At 66.5% G+C, this 20954-nt stretch carries 16 protein-coding genes and 1 tRNA gene; 4 read left to right on the top strand and 13 right to left on the bottom strand.

What is annotated here, in order from left to right; genetic code table 11:
* Positions 1–144: 144 nt before the first annotated feature.
* Positions 145–4680, top strand: coding sequence for a glycoside hydrolase family 15 protein (locus E4P24_RS08840; RefSeq protein ID WP_188148374.1), 4536 nt, complete (start codon positions 145–147; stop codon positions 4678–4680).
* A 128-nt stretch (positions 4681–4808) separates the two neighbouring features.
* Positions 4809–5294, top strand: coding sequence for an SRPBCC family protein (locus E4P24_RS08845; RefSeq protein WP_004041602.1), 486 nt, complete (start codon positions 4809–4811; stop codon positions 5292–5294).
* Positions 5295–5340: 46 nt separating this feature from the next.
* On the opposite strand, the gene E4P24_RS08850 is transcribed toward E4P24_RS08845, so the two are convergent.
* The 8 genes from E4P24_RS08850 to E4P24_RS08885 all read right to left on the bottom strand — a co-directional run bounded on the left by E4P24_RS08850 (position 5341) and on the right by E4P24_RS08885 (position 12380).
* Positions 5341–7419, bottom strand: a complete 2079-nt coding sequence (locus E4P24_RS08850; RefSeq protein ID WP_188148375.1) for a response regulator — start codon at positions 7417–7419, stop codon at positions 5341–5343.
* A 138-nt stretch (positions 7420–7557) separates the two neighbouring features.
* Entirely contained in the window at positions 7558–8439 is an 882-nt protein-coding gene (locus tag E4P24_RS08855) for a DMT family transporter (protein WP_115802700.1), read from the bottom strand.
* A 78-nt stretch (positions 8440–8517) separates the two neighbouring features.
* On the bottom strand, positions 8518–9270 hold the full coding sequence (locus tag E4P24_RS08860) for a class I SAM-dependent methyltransferase (RefSeq protein WP_188148376.1): 753 nt from the start codon (positions 9268–9270) through the stop codon (positions 8518–8520).
* A 128-nt stretch (positions 9271–9398) separates the two neighbouring features.
* Entirely contained in the window at positions 9399–10133 is a 735-nt protein-coding gene (queC, locus tag E4P24_RS08865) for a 7-cyano-7-deazaguanine synthase QueC (RefSeq protein ID WP_188148377.1), read from the bottom strand.
* Positions 10134–10235: 102 nt separating this feature from the next.
* Entirely contained in the window at positions 10236–11009 is a 774-nt protein-coding gene (locus E4P24_RS08870; RefSeq protein WP_004041607.1) for a 7-carboxy-7-deazaguanine synthase QueE, read from the bottom strand.
* The gene (locus tag E4P24_RS08875) at positions 11009–11485 is read right to left on the bottom strand and encodes a 6-pyruvoyl tetrahydropterin synthase family protein (protein ID WP_004041608.1); all 477 of its coding nucleotides are present in this window, start codon (positions 11483–11485) and stop codon (positions 11009–11011) included. Before E4P24_RS08875 ends, E4P24_RS08870 begins: the two co-directional genes overlap by 1 nt.
* 115 nt (positions 11486–11600) lie before the next feature.
* The gene (locus E4P24_RS08880) at positions 11601–11984 is read right to left on the bottom strand and encodes a thioesterase family protein (RefSeq protein WP_004063118.1); all 384 of its coding nucleotides are present in this window, start codon (positions 11982–11984) and stop codon (positions 11601–11603) included.
* A gap of 117 nt (positions 11985–12101) precedes the next feature.
* On the bottom strand, positions 12102–12380 hold the full coding sequence (locus E4P24_RS08885; RefSeq protein ID WP_006600200.1) for a hypothetical protein: 279 nt from the start codon (positions 12378–12380) through the stop codon (positions 12102–12104).
* 172 nt (positions 12381–12552) lie between these two features.
* Between E4P24_RS08885 and E4P24_RS08890 the strand changes: the two genes are divergently transcribed.
* A complete protein-coding gene (locus E4P24_RS08890; RefSeq protein WP_004041611.1) occupies positions 12553–12924 on the top strand; it encodes a 2Fe-2S iron-sulfur cluster-binding protein in 372 nt (123 codons plus the stop codon).
* Between the two features lie 180 nt (positions 12925–13104).
* Here E4P24_RS08890 and E4P24_RS08895 read toward each other — a convergent pair.
* The 3 genes from E4P24_RS08895 to E4P24_RS08905 all read right to left on the bottom strand — a co-directional run bounded on the left by E4P24_RS08895 (position 13105) and on the right by E4P24_RS08905 (position 16051).
* Positions 13105–13178: transfer RNA gene (locus E4P24_RS08895), tRNA-Tyr, on the bottom strand.
* Between the two features lie 73 nt (positions 13179–13251).
* Entirely contained in the window at positions 13252–15339 is a 2088-nt protein-coding gene (locus E4P24_RS08900; protein WP_188148378.1) for a DEAD/DEAH box helicase, read from the bottom strand.
* A gap of 229 nt (positions 15340–15568) precedes the next feature.
* Positions 15569–16051: a hypothetical protein gene (locus E4P24_RS08905; RefSeq protein ID WP_004041613.1), complete on the bottom strand. Its 483-nt coding sequence runs from the start codon at positions 16049–16051 to the stop codon at positions 15569–15571.
* A gap of 1395 nt (positions 16052–17446) precedes the next feature.
* Here E4P24_RS08905 and E4P24_RS08910 point away from each other — a divergent pair.
* Positions 17447–18652, top strand: a complete 1206-nt coding sequence (locus E4P24_RS08910; protein ID WP_004063115.1) for a Cdc6/Cdc18 family protein — start codon at positions 17447–17449, stop codon at positions 18650–18652.
* A 171-nt stretch (positions 18653–18823) separates the two neighbouring features.
* Here the strand turns inward: E4P24_RS08910 and E4P24_RS08915 are convergent, their stop codons facing one another.
* Entirely contained in the window at positions 18824–19393 is a 570-nt protein-coding gene (locus E4P24_RS08915; RefSeq protein WP_115802704.1) for a hypothetical protein, read from the bottom strand.
* Between the two features lie 301 nt (positions 19394–19694).
* Positions 19695–20255: a TATA-box-binding protein gene (locus E4P24_RS08920; protein ID WP_004041616.1), complete on the bottom strand. Its 561-nt coding sequence runs from the start codon at positions 20253–20255 to the stop codon at positions 19695–19697.
* Positions 20256–20954: the final 699 nt, after the last annotated feature.

The following is a 20954-nucleotide window of genomic DNA, read 5'->3' on the forward strand; positions in this document are numbered from 1 at the left end:
GTTTACCCCTGGTGGGACCGGCGTTCCGGTGAGAGACGGGTTCTACCGAGTCGCCTCGGCGTCTCCCGAATTCGTCGGTTCACAGGCATAACCGATGGCAAACGGGCGGCCAATACTTATGGTTCGGGACCCTCGTCTACCTCTATGCGACTTCGGACCGCGTTAAACGAATACAAACGCGACCGGGGCGGGCGCTTCCCAGAGGAGTGTCGGACCTCGGACGGCGCGTTTTCGGGTCACGGGGACCGACTCGTCTACGTCGGACTCGACGGCTCTCTCCGGGATTATTCCGCTCCGCTTTCGGGTCTCTACGGTATCGACCGCTCTCGGTTCGGCATCGAGACGGACGGCGAGACGCACTGGTTCGACGAGTTGGAGTCCGTGCGGCAGCACTACTACCGGGAGACGAGCCTCGTCGAGACCGAGTACGACGCCGGGGAGTACACCGTCCACCAGTACGACCTGACGCTCGGTCGCGCCCACGTGACGCACGTCGAACTCCGCGGTGCGATTCCCACCGACGCCCACCTGACCGCCTTCCTCACCTTCGCACCCGAGGGGCGAGAGACGCGAGTCGGCCGGCTCATCCACGAGGCCGGCGGCCCGAACGACACCCAAGCGGTCGAGGTGTTCCACCGAAACGAACACGACTACGTCACCGCGTCGACCGGCCTCACCGACGTTCGCGGCCAGATTCCCGAGCGATTCGACGAGATTCTCTCCGACGACACCTTCGACTTCCCGCGGGAGGCCGTCCTCGACCGCTACGAGGACACCCATCTCTCGGGCGACGTGGTCGTCAGCGCCCCGCTCGAACAGGAGGGCCGCGCCGCGCGGACCACCCTCGTCACCCAGCTTTCGGACCACAACGAGATGGCGCGGACCGACGCCCTCGCCGACCTCCGACACTGTTCCGTCCAGCACGCCACCGCCGACGCGCTCCGCGATGCCGCCCGCGAGCAGGCCGAGGTGTTCGTCCCCGACGGGACGCCCCGCGAGCGAATCGTCCGCGCCGACCTCCGGGCGCTGTCGCTCCTGACCGCCCCCAGCGGCGCGCGCATCGCCGGCCCCGAGTTCGACCCGTTCTACGCCCACTCCGGCGGCTACGGCTACACGTGGTTCCGCGACGACGCCGAGGTCACACAGGCGCTCGCGCACGCCGACGACGCCTTCGGTCTCGACCTCGGAGACCGCCTCGCGACGAGCGCCGAGTTCTACTGTCAAACCCAACTCGAAGACGGCACGTGGCCCCACCGGGTCTGGGCCGTCGACGGGAGCGTCGCCCCCGGCTGGGCACACGGCCGCGTCGAGGGCACCGGCGACGAGGAGTACCAGGCCGACCAGACCGCGAGCGTCGTCGCCGCGCTCGCGTCGCTCCTCGCCGAGCGCCGCGACGAACTCGACGACGAACTCGTCGGGCGGCTCCGCTCGACCGTCGCGGCGGGGGTCTCGGGACTCGACAGCAGCCTCGAATCCGACGGACTCCCGAAACCCTGTCAGAACGCGTGGGAGAACATGAGCGGCCGGTTCACGCACACGGCCGCGACGTTCCTTCAGGCGTACGCCACGGTCGCCGCCGCGCCCGTGAACGACGACCTCCGCGAGCACGCCGCCGAGCAGGCGACCGCGGTGTACGAGGGGCTCGACGAACTCTGGTCCGAGGAACGCGAGGTCTACGCCCTCCGCATCGACGGAAACGGCGGCCTCGACGACCGCCTCGATTCGGCCACGTTCGCCCTCGTCGACGCCGTCGACGCCTACGCCGACATCGAAGACGTCGACTCGCAGACCGCCAATCGGCTCGTCAAGCACATGGCCGCGACGCTGAAGGGGCTCTACCGAAATCCCCGCGGCGGCGTGGCCGGGTTGGTCCGGTTCGAAGACGACTACTGGCGCGCCGAGGGGCAGGACGGCGAGAAAGTGTGGTCCGTCTCGACCGCGTGGGGCGCGAACGCCGCCGCGAAGTTCGGCGTCCTCTGTGACCGCCTCGGGAAGGACGGCCGCCGCTTCGTCGAGCGCGCGACGAACCTCTACGAACTGCTCCAGCCCGACGGCCCCTTCACGACCGACGCGGGCTACCTCGCGGAACAGGTGTTCGACGACGGGCGCTTCGACAGCGCGACGCCGCTGGGGTGGCCCCACGCAATCCGCATGGAGACGACCGCCATCCTCGCAGATATCGACGCGCTGCCGGCCCCGAAGCCCGCGCCGACCGGCCCGGAGAACCGGCCGCGGTGGACGACCGGCGAGAAATACGGCATCGGCACCGTCGCGGACCACTACGCCGAGGACCCCTCGCGCGTCTGGTTCACCCTGACCGAGGGCGCGCTGACCGAGGTCCGCTTCCCGCGGGTCGACCTGATGAACCTCCGGACGCTCGACTTCCTCGTCGTCGACGCCGACCCGGACGACGAGTACACGGCGCGGACCCACAACGAGACCCGCCGCGACGACCACGCGGACACGGTCGAGCGCCGGGCCGAAATCGTCGACGACGACGCGCTCGTCTTCCGCCACGTCGTCACCGAGACGGGCGACGGCCGCGGCCACGAGTGGGAACTCACCGTCGAGTACGTCCTCGACCCCGAACACGACGCGATGCTCGCGGACGTGCAGTTCGAGTCCATCGACGGCGACGAGTACGAACTGTACACCATCGCCGACACGGCGCTGGCGAACACCGGGACGAAAGACCGCGGCATCCGCCTCGGCCAGCTCGGGAGCTACCACCTCGTCGCCCGCGACGCGGGCGCGTTCGACGCCGGCGACGGCCACGAACCGCTCCTCATCGACCAGGACGGCAGGGAGTACAGCGTCGCAATCGCGCTCACCGCCGCCGGGCGATTCGAGTGGGCGACCGTCGGCGTCGCCGGCTCGCGGTATCTCGCGGACTTCTTCTCGAAGGGCGAACTCCCGAGCGCCCAAGAGCGCATCGACGACGAGAACGTCGTCCTCGTCGGGCGCATCGGCACGGGCGACGAACTCGGTGAGACGCTGGCGCTCGGCTTCGCGGAACACGCCGACACCGCCGCCGCGCTGGGCGAGGCGGCCGGCGCGCTCACCCGCGGCTACGAGACGGCGCGGGCGGCGTACGTCGACTCGTGGGCCGACTTCCTCGCCGACAAGGAACTCCCCGGCTCCGTCGCCGGCGACGACGACCTCGCCGCGCAGTACAAGACCGCGCTCATGAGCCTGCGGGCGGTCGAGGACAAGACCTACCTCGGAGCGGGGCTCGCCTCGCCGTCGGTGCCGTGGGGCGAGGCCGTCCCCGCCGAGGAGGCGAAGGGGTACGGCTACAACTTCGTCTGGTCGCGCGACCTCTATCAGGTCTTCACCGTCTTCGAGGCCGTCGGCGACGTGGAGACGGCCATCGACGCGCTGGAGTACATCTACACCTACCAGCAGGACGACCGCGGCTTCATCCCGCAGAACACCTACCTCAACGGGCGGACCCGCTGGGGCGGCGAGCAGATGGACAACATCTCGTTCCCGCAGGTGATGGCGTACATGCTCCACGAGCGCGGCGTCACCTTCGACGACGTGGCCTACGGCTACGAGAACGTCAAGTACTCCGCGGACTACGTCGCGCGGAACGGGCCGCCGACCGCACAGGAGCGATGGGAGGAGGAGGCCGGCTACTCGCCGTCGTCCATCGCGGCCGAAATCGCCGGTCTCGGCTGCGCGGCGGCCATCGCGCTCGACGAGGGCCACACCGACGACGCCCTCGTCTGGCTGGCGCTGGCCGACGACTGGGCCGAGCGCGTCGACGACTGGACCGCCACGCGGACCGGCACCGACCGCAACACGCACACGCCGTACTACGTCCGCATCACCCGCGACGGCGAACCCGACGCCGGACACCTGCGGACGCTGGCGAACAACGGGCCGACGCTCGACGAGCGCGAAATCATCGACGCCGGCTTCCTCGAACTCACCCGCCTCGGCATCAAGCCCGCCGACGACGAGATAATCCGCAACTCGCTGAAAGAGGTCGACGAGACCATCCGCGTCGACACGCCGCACGGCCCGGCGTTCTACCGGTACAACGGCGACGGCTACGGCGAGCGCGAACGCGACGAAGAGGGCGCGCCGTGGTCCGTCGACGCCAAGGGGAAAGGCCGGCTGTGGCCCATCTTCACCGGCGAACGCGGCGAGTACGAACTGCTCGCGGGAACCGAAGACGGCGACCTCGCACCGGACAACCTACTGCGGACGATGGCCGCCTTCGCCAACTCCGGCCGGATGCTCGCAGAGCAGGTCTGGGACCGCGAACACGCGACCGACTTCAACTGGGAGTTCGGTGAGGGCACCGGCAGCGCGACGCCGCTGGCGTGGTCGATGGCCCAGTACGTCCGCCTCGCCCACGGCGTCGACGCGGGCGAACCCGTCGAGACGCCCGCGTTCCTCCGCGAGCGGTACGTCGAGTCCGACCGCCCGACCGGACCCTCGCTCCGCGTGAGCACGCGCTTCAAGGGCGACAAGCTCGTCGTCTCGGGGCAGACCGACGCTCCCGTCGCCGCGGTGAAGACGCCCGGCGAGACCCGACTCGTCGAGCCCGAAGACGGGACGTTCGAGGTCGAAGTCGCCATCGAGTACGGCGAAAACCAAGTGACCGTCGCCGCCGCGACCCACGAGGACCTGACGAAAGCCGGCACGACCGTCTCGCGCTTCACGCTCTGAGGCGGCGCGACCGGCCGACTGCCGTTCCCGTCACCGTCCCCGACCCCGACCTCGCGGGCGGCGCTTCGACGACTTCTTTCGACCCGTTCCGCCAGCACCGCTTTTCCGTCTCCGGCCTAACGGTCGGTATGCCGGTCTACCAGCGTCGAACTCGTATCGCCGCCCCGCTCGAACGCGTCTGGGAGTTCCACTCCGACGTGTCCGGACTGGAGGCGCTCACCCCGGCGTGGATGCGCCTCGACATCGAGTCGGTCCGCGGCCCCGACGGCGACGACGACCCCGACGAACTCGTCGCCGGGACGGAAATCGAGATGTCGATGCGACCGTTCGGGGTCGGTCCCCGCCAGCGATGGACCTCGCGCATCCTCGACCGCGAGGCCGGGGAGACGACGGCGTGGTTCCGCGACGACATGGTCGGCGGCCCCTTCTCGCGGTGGGTCCACACCCACCGGTTCGTCGCCGACGGCGACGAGACGATAGTCGAAGACCGCGTGGAGTACGAACTGCCGTTCGGTCCCCTCGGTGACCTCGCGGGCGTCTTCGGCGGCGTCGGCTTCGAGGGGATGTTCCGCGCGCGACACGCCGAGACGAAGCGACTGCTCGAAGAACAGTAACCGGTAGCGCGGGAGTCGAATCGAGTCGAGTCGGAGCGTCGACGGCTCAGTCGTCGCTGAGCGAGAACCGCGGTTCGACCTCGGAGCGGACGCCGCCGATATCGAACTCGAAGCGCGCGCCGCCGAGGTCGGCCTCCGGGGCGGTCGCCTCGATATCCCAGCCGTGGGCCTCGATGATGCTCTCGACGATTGAGAGCCCGAAGCCCGTGCCGGAGTCGGACGTGGTGTGACCGTGTTCGAAGACGGTGTCGCGCTCGTCGGCCGGGATTCCGGGACCGTTGTCGGCGACGTAGAAGCCGGTCTCGGTGGGACCGACGCGGACGGTCAGCTCGTCGGTCGCGTCCGTCGGCGGCGACTCGGCGGACGCCGTCTCGTCGGCGGGCGCGTCGTCCGCGGCCGCGTCGTCACCGGAGTCACAGCAGGAGCCGCCGTGCTCGACCGCGTTCCGAAACAGGTTCTCGAACGCCTGTTGGAACCGGCCTTGGTCGGCCTGCGTGGTCCCGAGTCCGTCCTCGACGACGAGCACCGCGCCGTCGCCGGTGTCGACCGCCTTCCACGCCCGCTCGGCGACGTTCTCGATGGCGACAGAGCGCGTCTCACCGACTTTGCGGCCCTGTCTGGCCAGCGTGAGCACGTCGTTGAGGAGCGTGTCCATTCGGGTGACGCCGTCGAGCGCGCGGTCGAGGTAGGTCACGTCGTCTTCCTCGCGGGCGAGTTCGACGAACCCCTTGGCGACGTTGAGGGGGTTCCGCAGGTCGTGTGAGACGACCGACGCGAACTCTTCGAGGCGGTCGTTCTGCCGCTGAAGTTCGCGCTCGCGTCGCTGGCGGGCCAGCGTGTGCGTGACGTTGTTGCCGACAGAGCGAAGGAGGTCGACTTCGGTGTCAGTCCACGAGCGACTCGTCTCGACCACGTCGAAGACGACGAAGCCGACGAGCGCCCATTTCGACACCATCGGCACGGCGACGAAGCCGCCGGTCTCGGCGTCGGTGAGCACGCGCTTCGTGTCCGACGCCTCGGGCGGGAGGTCCGAGACGCGATGGAGACGGACGTTCTCGAATCGGTGGAGTCGTTCGAGCAGCCAGCGGGCGTCTTCGAGGGCGACGCGCTCGGGGTGCTCGCGTCGGCCGCCGCCGCGCCAGTCGTGCATCCGGGCGGCGACGGTCGTCTCGTCGTCGTAGAGATAGACCGAACAGCGGTCGAGGTCGGCCACCTCGCCGACGGACTGGAGCGTCCACTCGATTTTCGTGCCGATTTCGTCGGTCTCGGCGCTCATCAGCGACGTTGACGTGTCCAACACGGCGTCTTTCAGCCGCGTCTCGTAGCGCAGTCGGTTCCGCCGGCGTCGACGCTCGGTCACGTCCTGCAACGTCCCGATGACGGCGGGTTCGTCGTCTTCGGTGGGACGGAGCGCGAGGTGGCCCTCACAGAGGAGGTCGTCGTCGTGCGGGTACGCGGGGCCGGGCGACAGCACCGTCTCGAAGCGCTCCGTGTCGGGAGCGTTCGGGGAGACGACCCGCTCGAAGGCGGACAGAATCTCGTCGGCGGCCTCCGCGGCGAGGTCAGCGAACTCGCGGCCGATAATCGCCTCGCGGTCGTAGCCGGTGAGTTCGCAGAAGACGCCGTCGGCGGAGGTAAAGCGCCCCGCCGAGTCGAGCGAGTAGACGCCGCTGTCGAGCACCTCGATGGCGGTGCCGTACCGCTCGGAGGCCGCCTTCGCGCGGTACTGCGAGACGGCGTTGACGACGCGGTTGGCGAGGACCGTGTACTGGTCCGTGCCGGTGTCTTTCTGCATGTAGTCGGTCGCGCCGACGCGGAAGGCGTCGCGGGCGACCTCCTCGGAGCCTTTGCCGGTAAAGAGGATGAAAGGGAGGTCGGGGTGTTCCGAACGGACCGCGCGGAGGAACTCCAGCCCGTCGATGTCGGGCATGTCGTAGTCCGACACGACGCAGTCGACCCGTTCCTGTCGGAGTCGTTCGAGGGCGTCCGCCCCCGAGTTCGACGTCGAGACCGACAGGTCGACGTCGCCGGCCTCGCGTTCGAGGTAAATCGACACGAGGTCCGTCAGACTGGGCTCGTCATCGACGTGGAGAACGCGTACGTCCGCCCCCGGCCCGTCGTCCATACGATGTAGCGACCGCTCACCGTAATGAGCGTTGTGACGCGGTTATCAGGGCCGATAACGGATTCGGAGCGGGAGACGAACCGACGCGTCTTCGGACGAGTGTCCGGGTTCGGAACCGCCCGTATCGGCCGGGACAGGTCAGGACGCGCTGACGTAGATGCCGCCGAGGACGACCGCCCCGCCGAGGACGGTCGGGAGCGTGGGAATCTCACCGAGGAGAAAGAGCGCGAGAATCGTGCTGCCGACGGGTTCGCCGAGGAGGGAGACGGAGACGACGCTCGATTCGAGGTGGGCGAGCGCCCAGTTGATGACGGTGTGGCCGAAGACGCCCGGGCCGACGGCCATCCCGAGAAACAGGAGCCACTCGCGGGGCGGATAGCCCGTCAGCGGGTCGCCGCGGCCGACCGCGACGACGAGGAGCGCGGCGGCGCAGACCGAGTAGACGACGACCACGTAGGGGACGAGGGCGACCCTGCTGCGGACGCTCCGGCCGGTGAGGACGTAGGCGGCCGCCGTCACGGCCCCGACGACCGCCAGTCCGTTTCCGAGAAGCGGCCGCGGTGCGCCGCCGGCGGTGAGGAAGTCGGAGACGGACATGAGCGCCATGCCCGCGAGCGCGACGCCGATGCCGATTGCGGTGCGGCGGCTCACGCGCTCGTCGAGGACGGCCCACGCGCCGACGGCGACGAAAAGCGGTTGGGACTGCACGAGCGTGACGCTCGCGGCGACCGTCGTGTGGTTGAGGCTCTCGAACCACGACGCGAAGTGGGCCGCGAGCGCGACGCCCGCACCCCCGGCCGCCAGCAGGTCCCGCCCGGAAATGGTCGCCAACGCGTCGCGGTGGCGGACGAGCGCGACCGGCGCGAGAAGGGCAACAGTGAACAGGACCCGATAAAACGCCTTCACGAGGCTGGGCGCGGCGCTCCAGCGGACGAGAATCGCGCTCGTGCTGACCGCGAGGACCGCGATGCCGAGCCCCGCGAGCGGCGAGATGGGGGCGTCGGAGTCGGGCGTTGACACACCTCCACGTCGCGGGGGGTCCGCTTACCGTTTGTGGGTCTCGGCGGGTCGCGGATTCGAGGCGGCGACTCTGCTCACCTACTCCGTTCGCGCTCGAACCAGCGCCTTCGGGTTGGCAAAGGAGACGACGGAGTCGCCGTCGAACTCCACGTCGAACAGTTCTTTCGCCTCCTCGGGCGCCTCGCGGAACCGACGTTCGAGTTCGTCTCGGTCGGCGGGCGAGACGTTCGTCCGCTCGGTCCACGGGTCGAACTGGAGACGTATCGCCGCGGTTTCGACCGTCTCGACCGACAGGCCCGCGGCCGCGAACCACTCGCGCCACCGCGAAACCGGGTGGAGTTCGACGTGAGTCGGGTCGCGGAGCACTTCGACGCCGTTGAGGAACGCGGCGAGGGCGGCGTCTTCGGGCGCGACGTTGTCCTCGAAGGCGAAGACGCCGCCCGGTTCGAGGACGCGCGCGACCTCGGCGACGAACGCCTCGGGGTCGGGGAAGTGGTGCGCGGCGATACGGCAGGCGGCCGCGTCGAAGACATCGTCCGCGAAGGGAAGGCGCTCGGCGTCGGCGACGACGCCCGCGACGGGGTACTCGCGAACCGCGGTGGCGACCATCTCCGGGGCGGCGTCGGCCGCGACGACCGAGGAGACGCCGGCATCGGCTATCGCGCCCGCGGTGTGGCCGGCCCCGGTCGCCACGTCGAGCGCGCGGGTCGCGCCGCGGCACCACGACGCGAGCGTCTCGCGGTCCGCGCCGAGGCGGTGGACCTCGCTGTCGAAGTACGACTTGGCGGCGCTCCCGAACTGGGCGGCGGTTCGGCGTTTCTCGTCGCTCATGACGCGGGGTTCGCGCAGGTCGGTGAAAAAGGGGCGCGAGGAGACAGGTCGGGACGCGGGCGAACTCTCTCCGTCACGTCGGCGCACGGAGCGCGGAGTGGTCAGCGTGCGGGGCGACGCTACGCCGCCTACGCCGCGTCGGGGTCGGCGTCGCCGTCCGCGTAGTCAGGGCGCTCGGCGTACGGAATCGGGTCGCGCTCGCCGAGGTTCTGGAACGCCTGCAAGCGGAACGCACAGGAGTCGCAGGTGCCGCAGGCCGGTTCCTCGGCGCGGTAGCAGGACCACGTGTGCTCGAAGGGGACGCCGAGTTCGAGGCCCCGGCGGGCGATGTCGGTCTTCGAGTCGTGGACGAACGGGACTTCGAGCGAGATGGTCGTGTCGGGTTTCGTGCCGACGTCGACCATGGCCTCGAAGGCGTCGAAGAACTCGGGCCGGCAGTCGGGGTAGCCCGAGTAGTCCTCGGAGTGTGCGCCGACGAAGACGGCGTCGCAGTCGTTCGCCTCGGCGTACGAGACGGCCATCGACAGGAGGTTGGCGTTGCGGAAGGGGACGTACGAGGTCGGGATGTCGTCGCCGTCCACGTCGGCGTCGGCGACGGCCATCGAGTCGTCGGTGAGCGACGACGCGCCGATCTGCTTCAGGTGGCTCGTCTCGATGTGGAGGAAGTCCCGCGCGTCGAGTTCGTCGGCGAGTTCGCGGGCGCAGTCGTACTCTTTCGACTCGGTCTTCTGGCCGTAGGAGGTGTGGAGCGCGTAGAGTTCGTAGCCGCGTTGCGTTGCCTCGTAAGCGGTCGTCGCGCTGTCCATGCCGCCGGAGAGGAGGACGACGGCGCGTTTGTCGTCGGACGTGGGTTCGGTAGTCATCGTTATCGTGGAACGTTCGGGGTGTGTTTGGGGTGTGTTCGGGGTTCGTTTAGCGGGCGTTCGGCGGGGTTCGGCGGGATTCGAGGTTCGTTCGGCGGGCGTTCAGGTCTCGGGCGCGTCGTTCCAGAGGTCGACGTGGAGTCGCGGCGTGTAGCGGTAGCCGAACGACGCCGCGAGGTCTGCGACCTCGGTCCGGGTGCGGGCGAGCTGCTCGCGGGTCTGTCCCTCGGGCATGAGCAACACGTCGCTGTCGCGGATTTCGCGGTCTGCGACGCCGCGCACGTCGTCGACGAGCGACTCGATTTCGTCGAGGTCGTCGCGGCCGGTGACGACGAACTTCAGTTGGAACTCCGCCGCGTCTTCGACCAGCGAGGCGAGCGCGCCGAGGTCGACGCGGGCGTTCTCGTGTCGCTCGGTCCAGACGCCGGGGTCGACGTCGTCCGGGGCGTTGTCGGGCGTCGGCGTCGACGACGCGAGTTTGGGGCTGATACTGGCGAGGTCGACCGGCGCGTCGGTTTCGAGCGTCCCGTTCGTCTCGACGGTCAGGTGGTAGTCGTCGTCGAGCGCCGACAGGAGCGCGTCGGTCTCGTCGTGGACGAGCGGTTCGCCGCCGGTGACGACGACGTGCTCGGGGGACAGCGACTCGACCTCGGCGACGATTTCGTCGAGGCTCAGCCACGCGTGAGTCGGTTCCCACGAGGTGTGAAAGGAGTCGCAGAACCAACAGCGGAGGTTACAGCCGCTGGTGCGGACGAACGTGCTCGGGACGCCGGCGAGTTTGCCCTCGCCCTGAAGCGACGCGAACAGCTCGTTTATCGGGAGGCGGTCGCCCTCGGCGTCGGTGTCGTCGCGGGCGACGGTGTCGGAGACGGGCATCAGAAGCCGGCGCAGAGCTCCGACGTTTCGCTGACCGAGACCGAGACCTCGGAGACGGTGTCGGGGAGCGCCGCCAGCAGTTTCTCTTCGAGCACGACGGCCATCACCTCGGCCGTCGGCGGCGCGTCGAGGACGACCGTTCCGTCGGCGTCGCCGGAGCGCTCGAACGCCTCGACCAGCGGGTCGCCCGACTCGACGAGAAAGCGGTGGTCCCACTCGTCGATGACGTCGGTCACGACGCCCTTGTCGACGACCCAGCCCTCGTCGGTCAGGTCACCGACGACGCGGACCGAAATCTCGTAGTTGTGCCCGTGCGGGCGGCTACACTTGCCGTCGTGGTGGAGGAGACGATGGCCGGCGCTGATGCGAATCGGCCGGTCGCGTCCGATGTGGAGGACGCGTTCGCCTGCTCGGGACAGCGGGGTCTCGTCGTCGGCGTCCGCCGACTGTGCGCGTTCTAGTGTTCCCCGAGGCATATCCGAGGATTATCACGAGAGTATTTAATTCTCCTGTCTCGGCTCTGTCGGTCGAATAACCGGTGTCGTTCTAGGTCGCTCCAAGAGACAACGCGGTGCGAGCGGCGGCCGGACGCTACGGTTGGTCGGCGATTGCCTCGCGCCACTGGTCGGGAACGCGGGTCGGGCGGCCCTCGTCGTCCATCGCGACCTGAACCGTCTCGCCGGTGGCGACGACCTCGCCCTCGTAGGAGAGCGTGTAGTAGATGGGGAAACTCTTTCCGCCGGGCTCGCCGGCCTCGACTTCCACCTCGACGGTGCCGACGCCCTCGATTGGCGCGCGGTAGTCGAGTTCGAGGTGCGCGACGACGATGTGCGGGTCGGAAAGCGGGGTGTCCAACACCTCCTCGAAGAAGCGCACGCGGGCCTGTTCGCAGTAGGTCGCGTAGACCGCGTTGTTCACATGGCCGAACGAGTCGTGGTCGCGGAACCGGACTTCCACCTCGGCGACGAAGCTCATTGCGGTGCGCGACACGGGCGAGGGGTATAGCACCGACGGTTTGCCTCCGGTGAAGCCGGTGCGATAAGCCGACGACGCGGGAACGAGCGGCGGGCGAAAGACGGGGTCGCGGACGACTCAGTTCGCCGTGCGCGCCGACTGGTCGGCGGGGAGCGTCTGTCGGCCGTGCAGTGCGACGGCCTTCCAGACGTTCGAGCGCGAGCCGGCGCGAACCATCTCGACGGGCACGCGAGCGCCCTCGGAGAGCGACGCGAGCGCGTCGCGGATGCGCTCGGACTCGTAGGCCACGAGGTGGCGCGTTTCGTTCGTCTCGTGCAGTTCGACCGTCATCGTCTCGTGGTCGTTCATCTCGGCGCGGACGTTCACCAACACCGGCGCGGACGCGAGGGACACCATCACGCTCATCTACGAATCCGCCCGTCATAAGCCGTTATAATACTGATATCTTCGGGTATGGATTCTACATAGATGGCGGGAGAGCCGCGAGCGGGAGGGGTGGGCGAGGCGACTGGACGAGGGGCCGGTCCGAGGGGTACGCCCATGTCGCGTCGGCCCGAACGACCGACCGATGAGCGACCGCGAGCCCCGGGTTCGAACCGAGTGCGACCCGGCTGACTCGACTGTCACGGTTCGTGTCCGCGACACCGACGGCGACCGCGTCACCGACCTCGAAGTCGAACGCGGGACCGTCCTCCGCGACGCGTTGCTCGACGCGGGTATTTCACCGTACGCGCGGCTCACGAAGCGAGTGAACTGCGGCGGGCGCGGCCTCTGTGCGACGTGCGGCGTCCGGGTTCGCTCGGGCGAGCCGACGCCCGACCACTGGCACGACGACCTCGCGGCACGGTTCGGCTACCCGCGGCTCTCGTGTCAGCTTCGCGTCGACGGGCCGCTAACGGTCGAACTGGTCGAAAAGGTGGTGTGGGGCGGTCGGGAGTAGCGGAGTAAATCAACCAGTGCGAGCGAAGACGGGGCGCGCTCTGAGTTGCAACACTGAGAGAATCCGCGCTCCCCGATTTGAACTCACTCGCAACGCTTCGCGTTGCTCGTTGCTCAAATCGGGTCGAGGAGTCCTTCACATTCAACACCGCTCGCTACGCTCGCGGGTGTTGAAGTTCAGTCCGCTCTCCCCGATTTGAACGGGGGACAAGCCGATCTACAGTCGGCTGCTCTGCCAGGCTGAGCTAAGAGCGGTCAAGAGAATCTCAATCCACGGGTAGACTTAAGAATTCTCATTCCGGGCGGCGAAGCGCCCGACGACGGGTGATTACTCGTCGGTCGTCGCTGACTCAGCGCCGTCCGCAGACGCCGACTCAGCGCCGTCCGACTCGTCGTCTTCGGTGTCAGTGTCGGCGTCGGTGTCACCGCCGTCCGACTCGGGGTCGAGGTCGTCGGCGCTCGTCTCCCGGACGCGGATACCCTTCCCGGCGAGGTGTTGCATCTGGCGCTGGGCGAAGTCCTCTTCGCTCGTGCCGCGGGTGGCGAGCACGTAGACGAGCGCGCTCCCCGTCGGGCGCATGGTTCGGCCGGCGCGCTGGGAACCCTGCCGGCGAGAGCCGCCGAGGCCGGAGGCGACGATTGCGAGTCCGGCGTTCGGGAGGTCGATGCCCTCGTCGCCGATGCGGGAGATGACGAGCGTGTCGAGGTCGCCGTCGCGGAACGCCTCGAAGTACGCCTCGCGGCGGTGATGGCGGGTCTCGCCGCTGACGAACGGCACGTCGAGCGCCTCGGCAATCGCCTCTCCCTGGTCGAGGTAGTCGACGAAAACGAGCGTCTTCGAGTCGGCGTGACGGGCGCGGAGCCGACGAATCTCGAATATCTTCCCGGGGTTCATCGCGGCGAGCATGTGCCGCTCGCGGCCGTCGCTGGAGGCCCATTCGTTTCTGGCCATGTCGTCGCCCCAACCCACGTAGCGAATCTCGACTTCGGGCTCCTGAACGTAGCCGGCGTCGAAGAGCTTCCCCCAGTCGGTGCCGATAGGCGGGCCGATGAGCGTGAAGATCTCTGCTTCCTTGTCGTCCTCGCGGATGGGCGTCGCCGACAGCCCGAGGCGGTGTTTGGACTGGAGGTCGGCGCTCCGCTGGAAGACGCGACTCGGGATGTGGTGGGCCTCGTCGTAGATGATGAGCCCCCAACGCCGCGAGTCGAAAAGCGAGCGATGGCGGTCCATCCCGGCGGTCTGGTAGGTGGCGATTGTGACCGGGCGAATCTCTTTCGCGCCGCCGTGATACTCGCCGATTTGGTCGGCGTCGAGGTCCGTCGTCGAGCGGAGTTCCTCGCGCCACTGGCGGGCGAGTTCGCGACTCGGCACGAGAATCAGCGTCTCGCCACCGACCGCGGCGAGCGCGCCGATGCCAGCGATGGTCTTCCCCGCGCCGGGCGGCCCGACGAGGACGCCGGCGCGCTGGTCGACGAATCGGTCGACCCAGTCTCGCTGGTAGTCGCGGAGGTCGACGCCGAGCGTAACGTCGAGTTCCTCGCCCTCTTCGAGGTCTCGGTCGTCCTCGACGGGGTAGCCCGCGTCGTAGAGGATGCGCTTTATGGCCGCGATTTCCTCGTCTCTGACCCACGCCTCGGTGTCCGAGATGGGAGCGTAGACGTGGTCGTCGTCGAATTTCTGGAGCGCGACGTTGCCCATGAGGCTCTCGGTGGCGGCTTCGAGGACGGTGTACCCCTCCTCGTGAGAGTAGAGGCGGAACTGGTGGGCGCGCTTCCACTGGTCTTCGACCCACGCTTCGAGGTGCGACGACCGCTCAGGGAGGACCGACCGAAGCATCGAGAGGAGCGAGTCGACGTCGTCGAAGGGTGCCTGCCACACGTCTTCCTGCCGGATGCGGTAGAGGTAACCGCGGCCGCGTCCCTCGCGGTCGCCGGTGGTGTCCGCGAGGTGCGCAAACTGCGAGAGTCGCGCCCGGGTGTACTGGGTCGGGTTGTCGACGACGATTTCGCGGCGTTTCGGAAAGAGGACGACCCGCTCGCGCGAGGCGAGGTCGCCCCACTCGGTCGGATACCAGACGACCGGGTCGGTCTCGACGTTCACCCGCTGGACTCGCCCCGCACCGGCGAGCGCGTCGAGTCCGTCCATCGCGTCCGCCTGCGAGACGCCGAGGCGGCGAGCGACCTGCTGGGCGGTCACCACGGGCCGGCCCTCGGATTCGAGCGCTTCGTAGAACGCTGCGAGCGAGACGCCGTCGGCAATTTCGCTCGGTTGGTCCGCGTCGACGGTGGACGCGTCGGGCACGTCGGATACCTCGGTTACGTCGGCCAATCGGTCGAGCACGTCTCGGGACGCGCCGGCCCCGTCGATGTCGCCGTCTCCGTCGGGAGGACTTTGGTCCTCGTCCTCGGCAGTCATCGAAGCCGAATACGGTCGCGACGGGGAAACGGCTTGCGACACCGGGGCCCGTGACGCGAGCGAGGGAACTCGCTGCACGCGAGGGTTCAGGGGGAGCGGAGGCGGAAGGAACGAAGGGAGAGCGAGGAGAAAGCGAGGAGCGAACGAGCTGAGTGCGAGAAGACAGAAGCGACTCGGCTTCGTCGAAGCGGACCCCCGTTGAAACGACGTTATCGGGACGGAGGCGATACTATCGGGACGTGCTCGACCGCGCGGGAGCCATCCGGTCGAACACGGCCCGAAAGTCGTCGTCGACGGTGAGGAACTCGGGGAACTCTTCGAGCGTCCGGACGCCGTCGAGATAGACGTACTCGACCGGCTCGGGTGGAATCTCCTCGAAGACCTGAACCGGTCCCCGTTCAGCGAGACCGACGAACGGCCGTCCCTCCGGGTCGGTCTGCGGCGTCAGTTCGTGTTCGAGGTAGAGCTTCGCCATCACGAGCGCGCTCGCGAGCGGGACCTGACCGGGAGTCAACTGCCACGTGACCTCTCGGTCTTCGTAGTGGACGGTGGTCACGTAGCCGTCGTCGAACCGGAAGCAATCGACTCGCTCCCCCGGGCGCGACCACCGCGTCTCCGTCGAACGGGAGCGTTCGAGAGACCACGCTCCGTCGTCGTCGCGATTAAACACGACCTCGCCGAGGCGCACCCACAAGCGACTGAGCGCACGCATACGTTACCGATTCGTCCCCCTGGGTAATTGCATTGACGCCACGGGAACGACACAGTCCGTCGGGGGAGAACGTTTCGAGACCCGTTCCGGGAAGCTACGCACGGATGCACGAGAGTCGCATGCACACCACGTTTCCGGTGAACGAGTGAGAGCTAAGTTCGGTCCGAGACCGGTGTAGACGTCGGTGTCGGCAGGTGACGGCTCGGCCGGGTCCGGTCGGTCGTCGTCGACGACTCACCACATCGTGTTCGCGACACCCCACACCTCGCTTCCGGTGAATCCCGAGACCGGGTGAGACGGGCAGAGACACCACGTTTCCGGTGAATGAGGGGAAAGAGAACCGGAAAACCCGGTCACAGAGCCGGGATACCACGAGCCGTCAGGACGGAAAACGACAGTCGGTCGCTCACCGGTCAGCTCTCCGTCGCCAGCTCTCCGTCGTCAGCTTCGTCCGGTTCGGCGGAGAACGTAGCAACGCTGACAGACACCGTGTTTCCGGTGAAATACGATACAGGGCAGGCGAGTCCCGCGGGGGTCGGAAAGCGGTCGAACAGCCGATGAGTCACCAGAGCGAGGTCACGCGCACACCACGTTTCCGGTGAACCGAACCACGCGCCTGGCAGCGGCAAACGCATGGAAACACGGGTGTGCGCGTTCGTATCTTCCCCCTCATTTTCGGGGGCACCCGAATCGAACCACTTATATTGAACACACCGTGTTTCCGGTGAAAACACCTGCAATGAGAGTTCTATCTGGGGTATAGGGACACTACGGGAGACTGAGATGAGACACCACGTTTCCGGTGAGTCAGCCAGGCGAGTCCATCAGGTGCGGTCCAGCACTCACTCGACTCGCGTCGGGGGTCCTGTGTAGTTCGAGTAGCAATGATTAAATAGTATATTCGTGTTAACGACCATTGATACACTCGTGAAGTAAAGAAGTACTCGTAACTCGAGTACTGTTCGAATCGAACTGCTCGTCTTAGACGTGTGTTTTTCGGAGTTTGCGAGTCAGGACAGTCCGTGATTTCGGTCCGTTCTGGAGGGTCCTACGAGGTTTCGCGAACTCCGGTGAATCTGAGCGATTCGTGGCGAGACGGGACTTTACAGTCGACTCTCGTCACAGACCGCTTCCAGCAACAGCGCACACACGGCGTCGGTGCCGACGTAACTCGTCAGCTTCGTGCGCGTTCTCCGTCCTCAGGTGGGACGCGAAGTGAGAGTAGCCGGCCTCGTGGGGTCAGGTAGACTCCCCCACACCGTGTTTCCGGTGAATCAATACCTCCGTTTCGTGTGGACGGGAAACCGGGGTTCGTGGGCGTTCACCGGAAACGTGGTGTGTGTGTGCTGAGTCGAATGGTAAGTCCTTTCACCGGAAACGTGGTGTGTTGCGAACATGCCTAACGCCAGCGACGACCTCTTCACCCGGGAGGACCCCATCTTCGCCAACAAGGAGTTGTTGGAGATTAACCACCTCCCGGGCGAGGGTCGCATCGTCGGTCGCGACGACGAGATTTCGGATCTCGCGACCGCGGTGAACCCCGCCATCTTCGGACAGAGCCCGAGCAACGTCCTCATCTACGGGAAAACTGGGACGGGGAAGTCGCTCTGTGCGAAGTACGTCTCCCAGCGCCTCGTCGAGACGGCCGAAGAGGAGGGCGTGAAAGCGACGTTCGCCTACGTGGACTGCGCGCAGGACACGACCGAGACGCAGGCCGTCCAGACCATCGCCGACAGTGTCAACGACACCTCGATTACCGGGATAAAAGTCCCCGATAAGGGACTTTCGACGTCGACGTACTACAAACGCCTGTGGCGCATCCTCGACTCGCTGTACGACGTGGTTCTCATCATCCTCGACGAAATCGACAAACTGAGCGACGACGACATCCTCATGCAGCTCTCGCGAGCCGGTGAGGCGGGGAAGATTGCCGGCTGTAAGCTCGGCGTCATCGGTATCAGCAACAAGATTCAGTACAAAGACCGGATGGACGAGCGGGTGAAATCAAGCCTCTGCGAGCGCGAGTTCGTCTTTCCACCGTACGACGCGAACCAGCTTCGCGACATCATGGACGCCCGGAGCGACGCCTTCCGCGACGGCGTGTTGGACCCATCGACGATTCCGCGAGCCGCGGCGCTCGCCGCCCGCGAACACGGGGACGCCCGGAAAGCAATCGACATCCTGCGGTACGCGGGAGAAATCGCACAGTCCATGGGGGCGAGTACCGTCAAGGAGAACTTCGTCACGCAGGCGCGCCAGCGCGCGGAGACCGACCGCTTCCGCGAGCTGATTCGCGGGTCGACGCCTCACTCTCGCTACGTGTTGCAGGCGCTCGCCATCCTCTCGCTTTCGAACGAAAAACAAGACGGCTTCCGAACGAGCCGCGTCTACGAGGTCTACGAGAACATCTGCCGACAGCAGGGCTCCGATAGCCTGTCGCTGCGGCGGGTTCGAGACCTCCTGAAAGAACACGCCTTTCTCGACATCATCGAGCAGTCGAAACACAGCGGCGGGAGCGCGGAGGGAAGCTACACCAAGCACCAACTGCTCGAGGATCCGGACGTGGTGAGGGACGTCCTCATCGAGAACACGGACTCCTGATTGGAGAATCGAACTCTCGACCGGGGCGTGTGAGGGCCGAACCGGCTAGCGGGAACGCCGTACCACCGCAGGCGTACCTCCGTAGAGTGGCCTCTTATAGTTTATTGCATCATCATGTGATTGGAATATTCACGCGTGACCGACCCGGTCACGCCGGTTGTCGGCGCCGACTCACGGTTCGAGGCGGTCAATCGGCACTGATTTCGAGCGGACCGACTCGTACAGGTTTTCGACCCACGAAACGACTTCCGACGCGTCGCCGTCAACGAGGGCCGTCAGGTTGTTGTGTTCGTCGTAGGCGGAGACGAGACCGTGGCCGTCGACCACGAGCAGGCCGAAATCGAGGTTCTCCTCGGTGACTCGAAGTTCGAACTGGTCAAGGTCCCGCGCACGCTCGAAGGAGTCCGGGTAGGCGTCCATCGAACGCTCGAGGACGCCGCGGTCGACGATGAGTTCCATCCGAGTATCTTCTCCCAGCACCGCTTCGGCCGATTCGTTGAACACACGACTCACGATGGGCGTGACTCCGCGGAAGCGGTCGACTGGCTCGCTTCCGACGATAGTCAAGTACCTGTTAAGTGGCGCGTGCGGGTCGTTGTCCGCGGCGGTCGTGATGTTCATCTGACCGAGGACACCGGGCGGGGCGTTCTCACAGATGTCTGCGGCGTTCGCCAGGAACTCGCTCATTCGGTCGGCGCATTCGACCGTCTCTATGAACCGCTCGTACCGTTCGTGGACCATCGTTCCGCCCGGCGTAAGGTGATACAGTCCGTCGGATCTCTTTTTCGCCCATCCTCGGTCACAGAATCCTGCGAGTGTCCGCTGTGCCGTCTCTCGGGCGCAGTCACAGTGTTCCGCGAGCGCTGTCGGTCGACGTGGTTCGACCGCCAACGCCCGGAGAATCGCCTCTCGACTCTGTGACCCAACGAGAAACGCTACGTCCTCCCGCGCACTCATGTACCTCTGTTACACTGTTCGCCATTTCACACTTATGGGTGTTCAGACACCTAGCACCGCGAAAAATCGGATAGTTCGGGAGCGCCTAGCCGAGCAGTCCAAGCGCGTCGATGCGCTCGACGATTTCCTCGACGGCGGTTTCCGCGTCGTCCGTCCGCTTTCCTCCGGTGATGACGATTTTCCCGGAACCGAAGAGGAGGATAACGACTTTCGGCTCGTCCATCCGGTAGACGAGGCCGGGGAACTGCTCCGGCTCGTACTCGACGTCTTCGAGACCGAGCCCGATGGCCAGCGCGTTCAGGTTCAGGTTGTGTCCGAGGTCCGCGCTGGAAACGATGTTCTGGACGGTTATCTCTGGCTCGTCGTCGACGGGAATCTTCAGCTCACGGAGCTTATCGAAGATAATCCCGAGTGCGTCGTGCACGTCGTCGATACTTTTCGCGCCCGTGCACACGATCTTCCCCGACCGGAAGATGAGCGCAGCGGCTTTCGGGTCCTGGGTGCGATAGACGAGGCCCGGGAAGTTGTCCGGATTGAAATCTGCACCGGGGAGGTCGTCGGCGAGGGCTTCGAGGTCGAGCTCCTGACCGATCCCGGTCGATGCGACTACGTTCTGAATCTCGATGGAGTCTGCCGGCCCACTCATTGCTCGCACGTGAATCGTACCTCCGGCCTTATAAAGCGACCCGTTATAAACCGACTTCAACGGGTCGATTCTGTTGGCCCTTCGCACGCACGCGAAACTAATACATTGATTTATCGCTCGACCGAATTGATGTCACAACTGACCGCGCGTGAAGTTATGGCACGCCTCGTGTCTATTTTTCTCACAGAGCCACTAAATCAACGGGGTTAAATGTATCCCGGGCATTCGGATTAATGCGAAGAAGCGCACGGGGGTACTCCCCCTGAAAGCTTCCACCGAACGCCCCCGACCCCAAGGTCGTCAGGCGCTCACCGGGATGACACACCTTCCCGGGGGTCGCCACGATACGACGGCCTTAAGTGGTCCAAGGCATTTCGGATGAATGCGAACGACACACCGCGATTGCAGGGCGATTCAACGCGTCCTGCCTCACCGGACCCGAACCGAACGAGGTTCGAAGGGTTTATACCCTCGAATCGCTTCGATTCAGGTCCGAAGGAAATGAGGATTCCGCCCCTGCGGTACGCCGCAAGACGGTATCTGATGTTAGCCCTAGTAGTTCGGTGACATCCGAACGGATGTCACGCGAACTCGGACCTTTGAACGGTGATTTGACAGCAACACGCTGCCATTCACCCGCCAACACCCCGCGACCAGGTTTAAATGGTCGCGACCCATTCCGGTTGATCCTGCCGGAGG

Source organism: Haloferax sp. AS1, assembly GCF_014530665.1.
GTDB classification, from domain to species: Archaea; Halobacteriota; Halobacteria; order Halobacteriales; family Haloferacaceae; genus Haloferax; species Haloferax volcanii.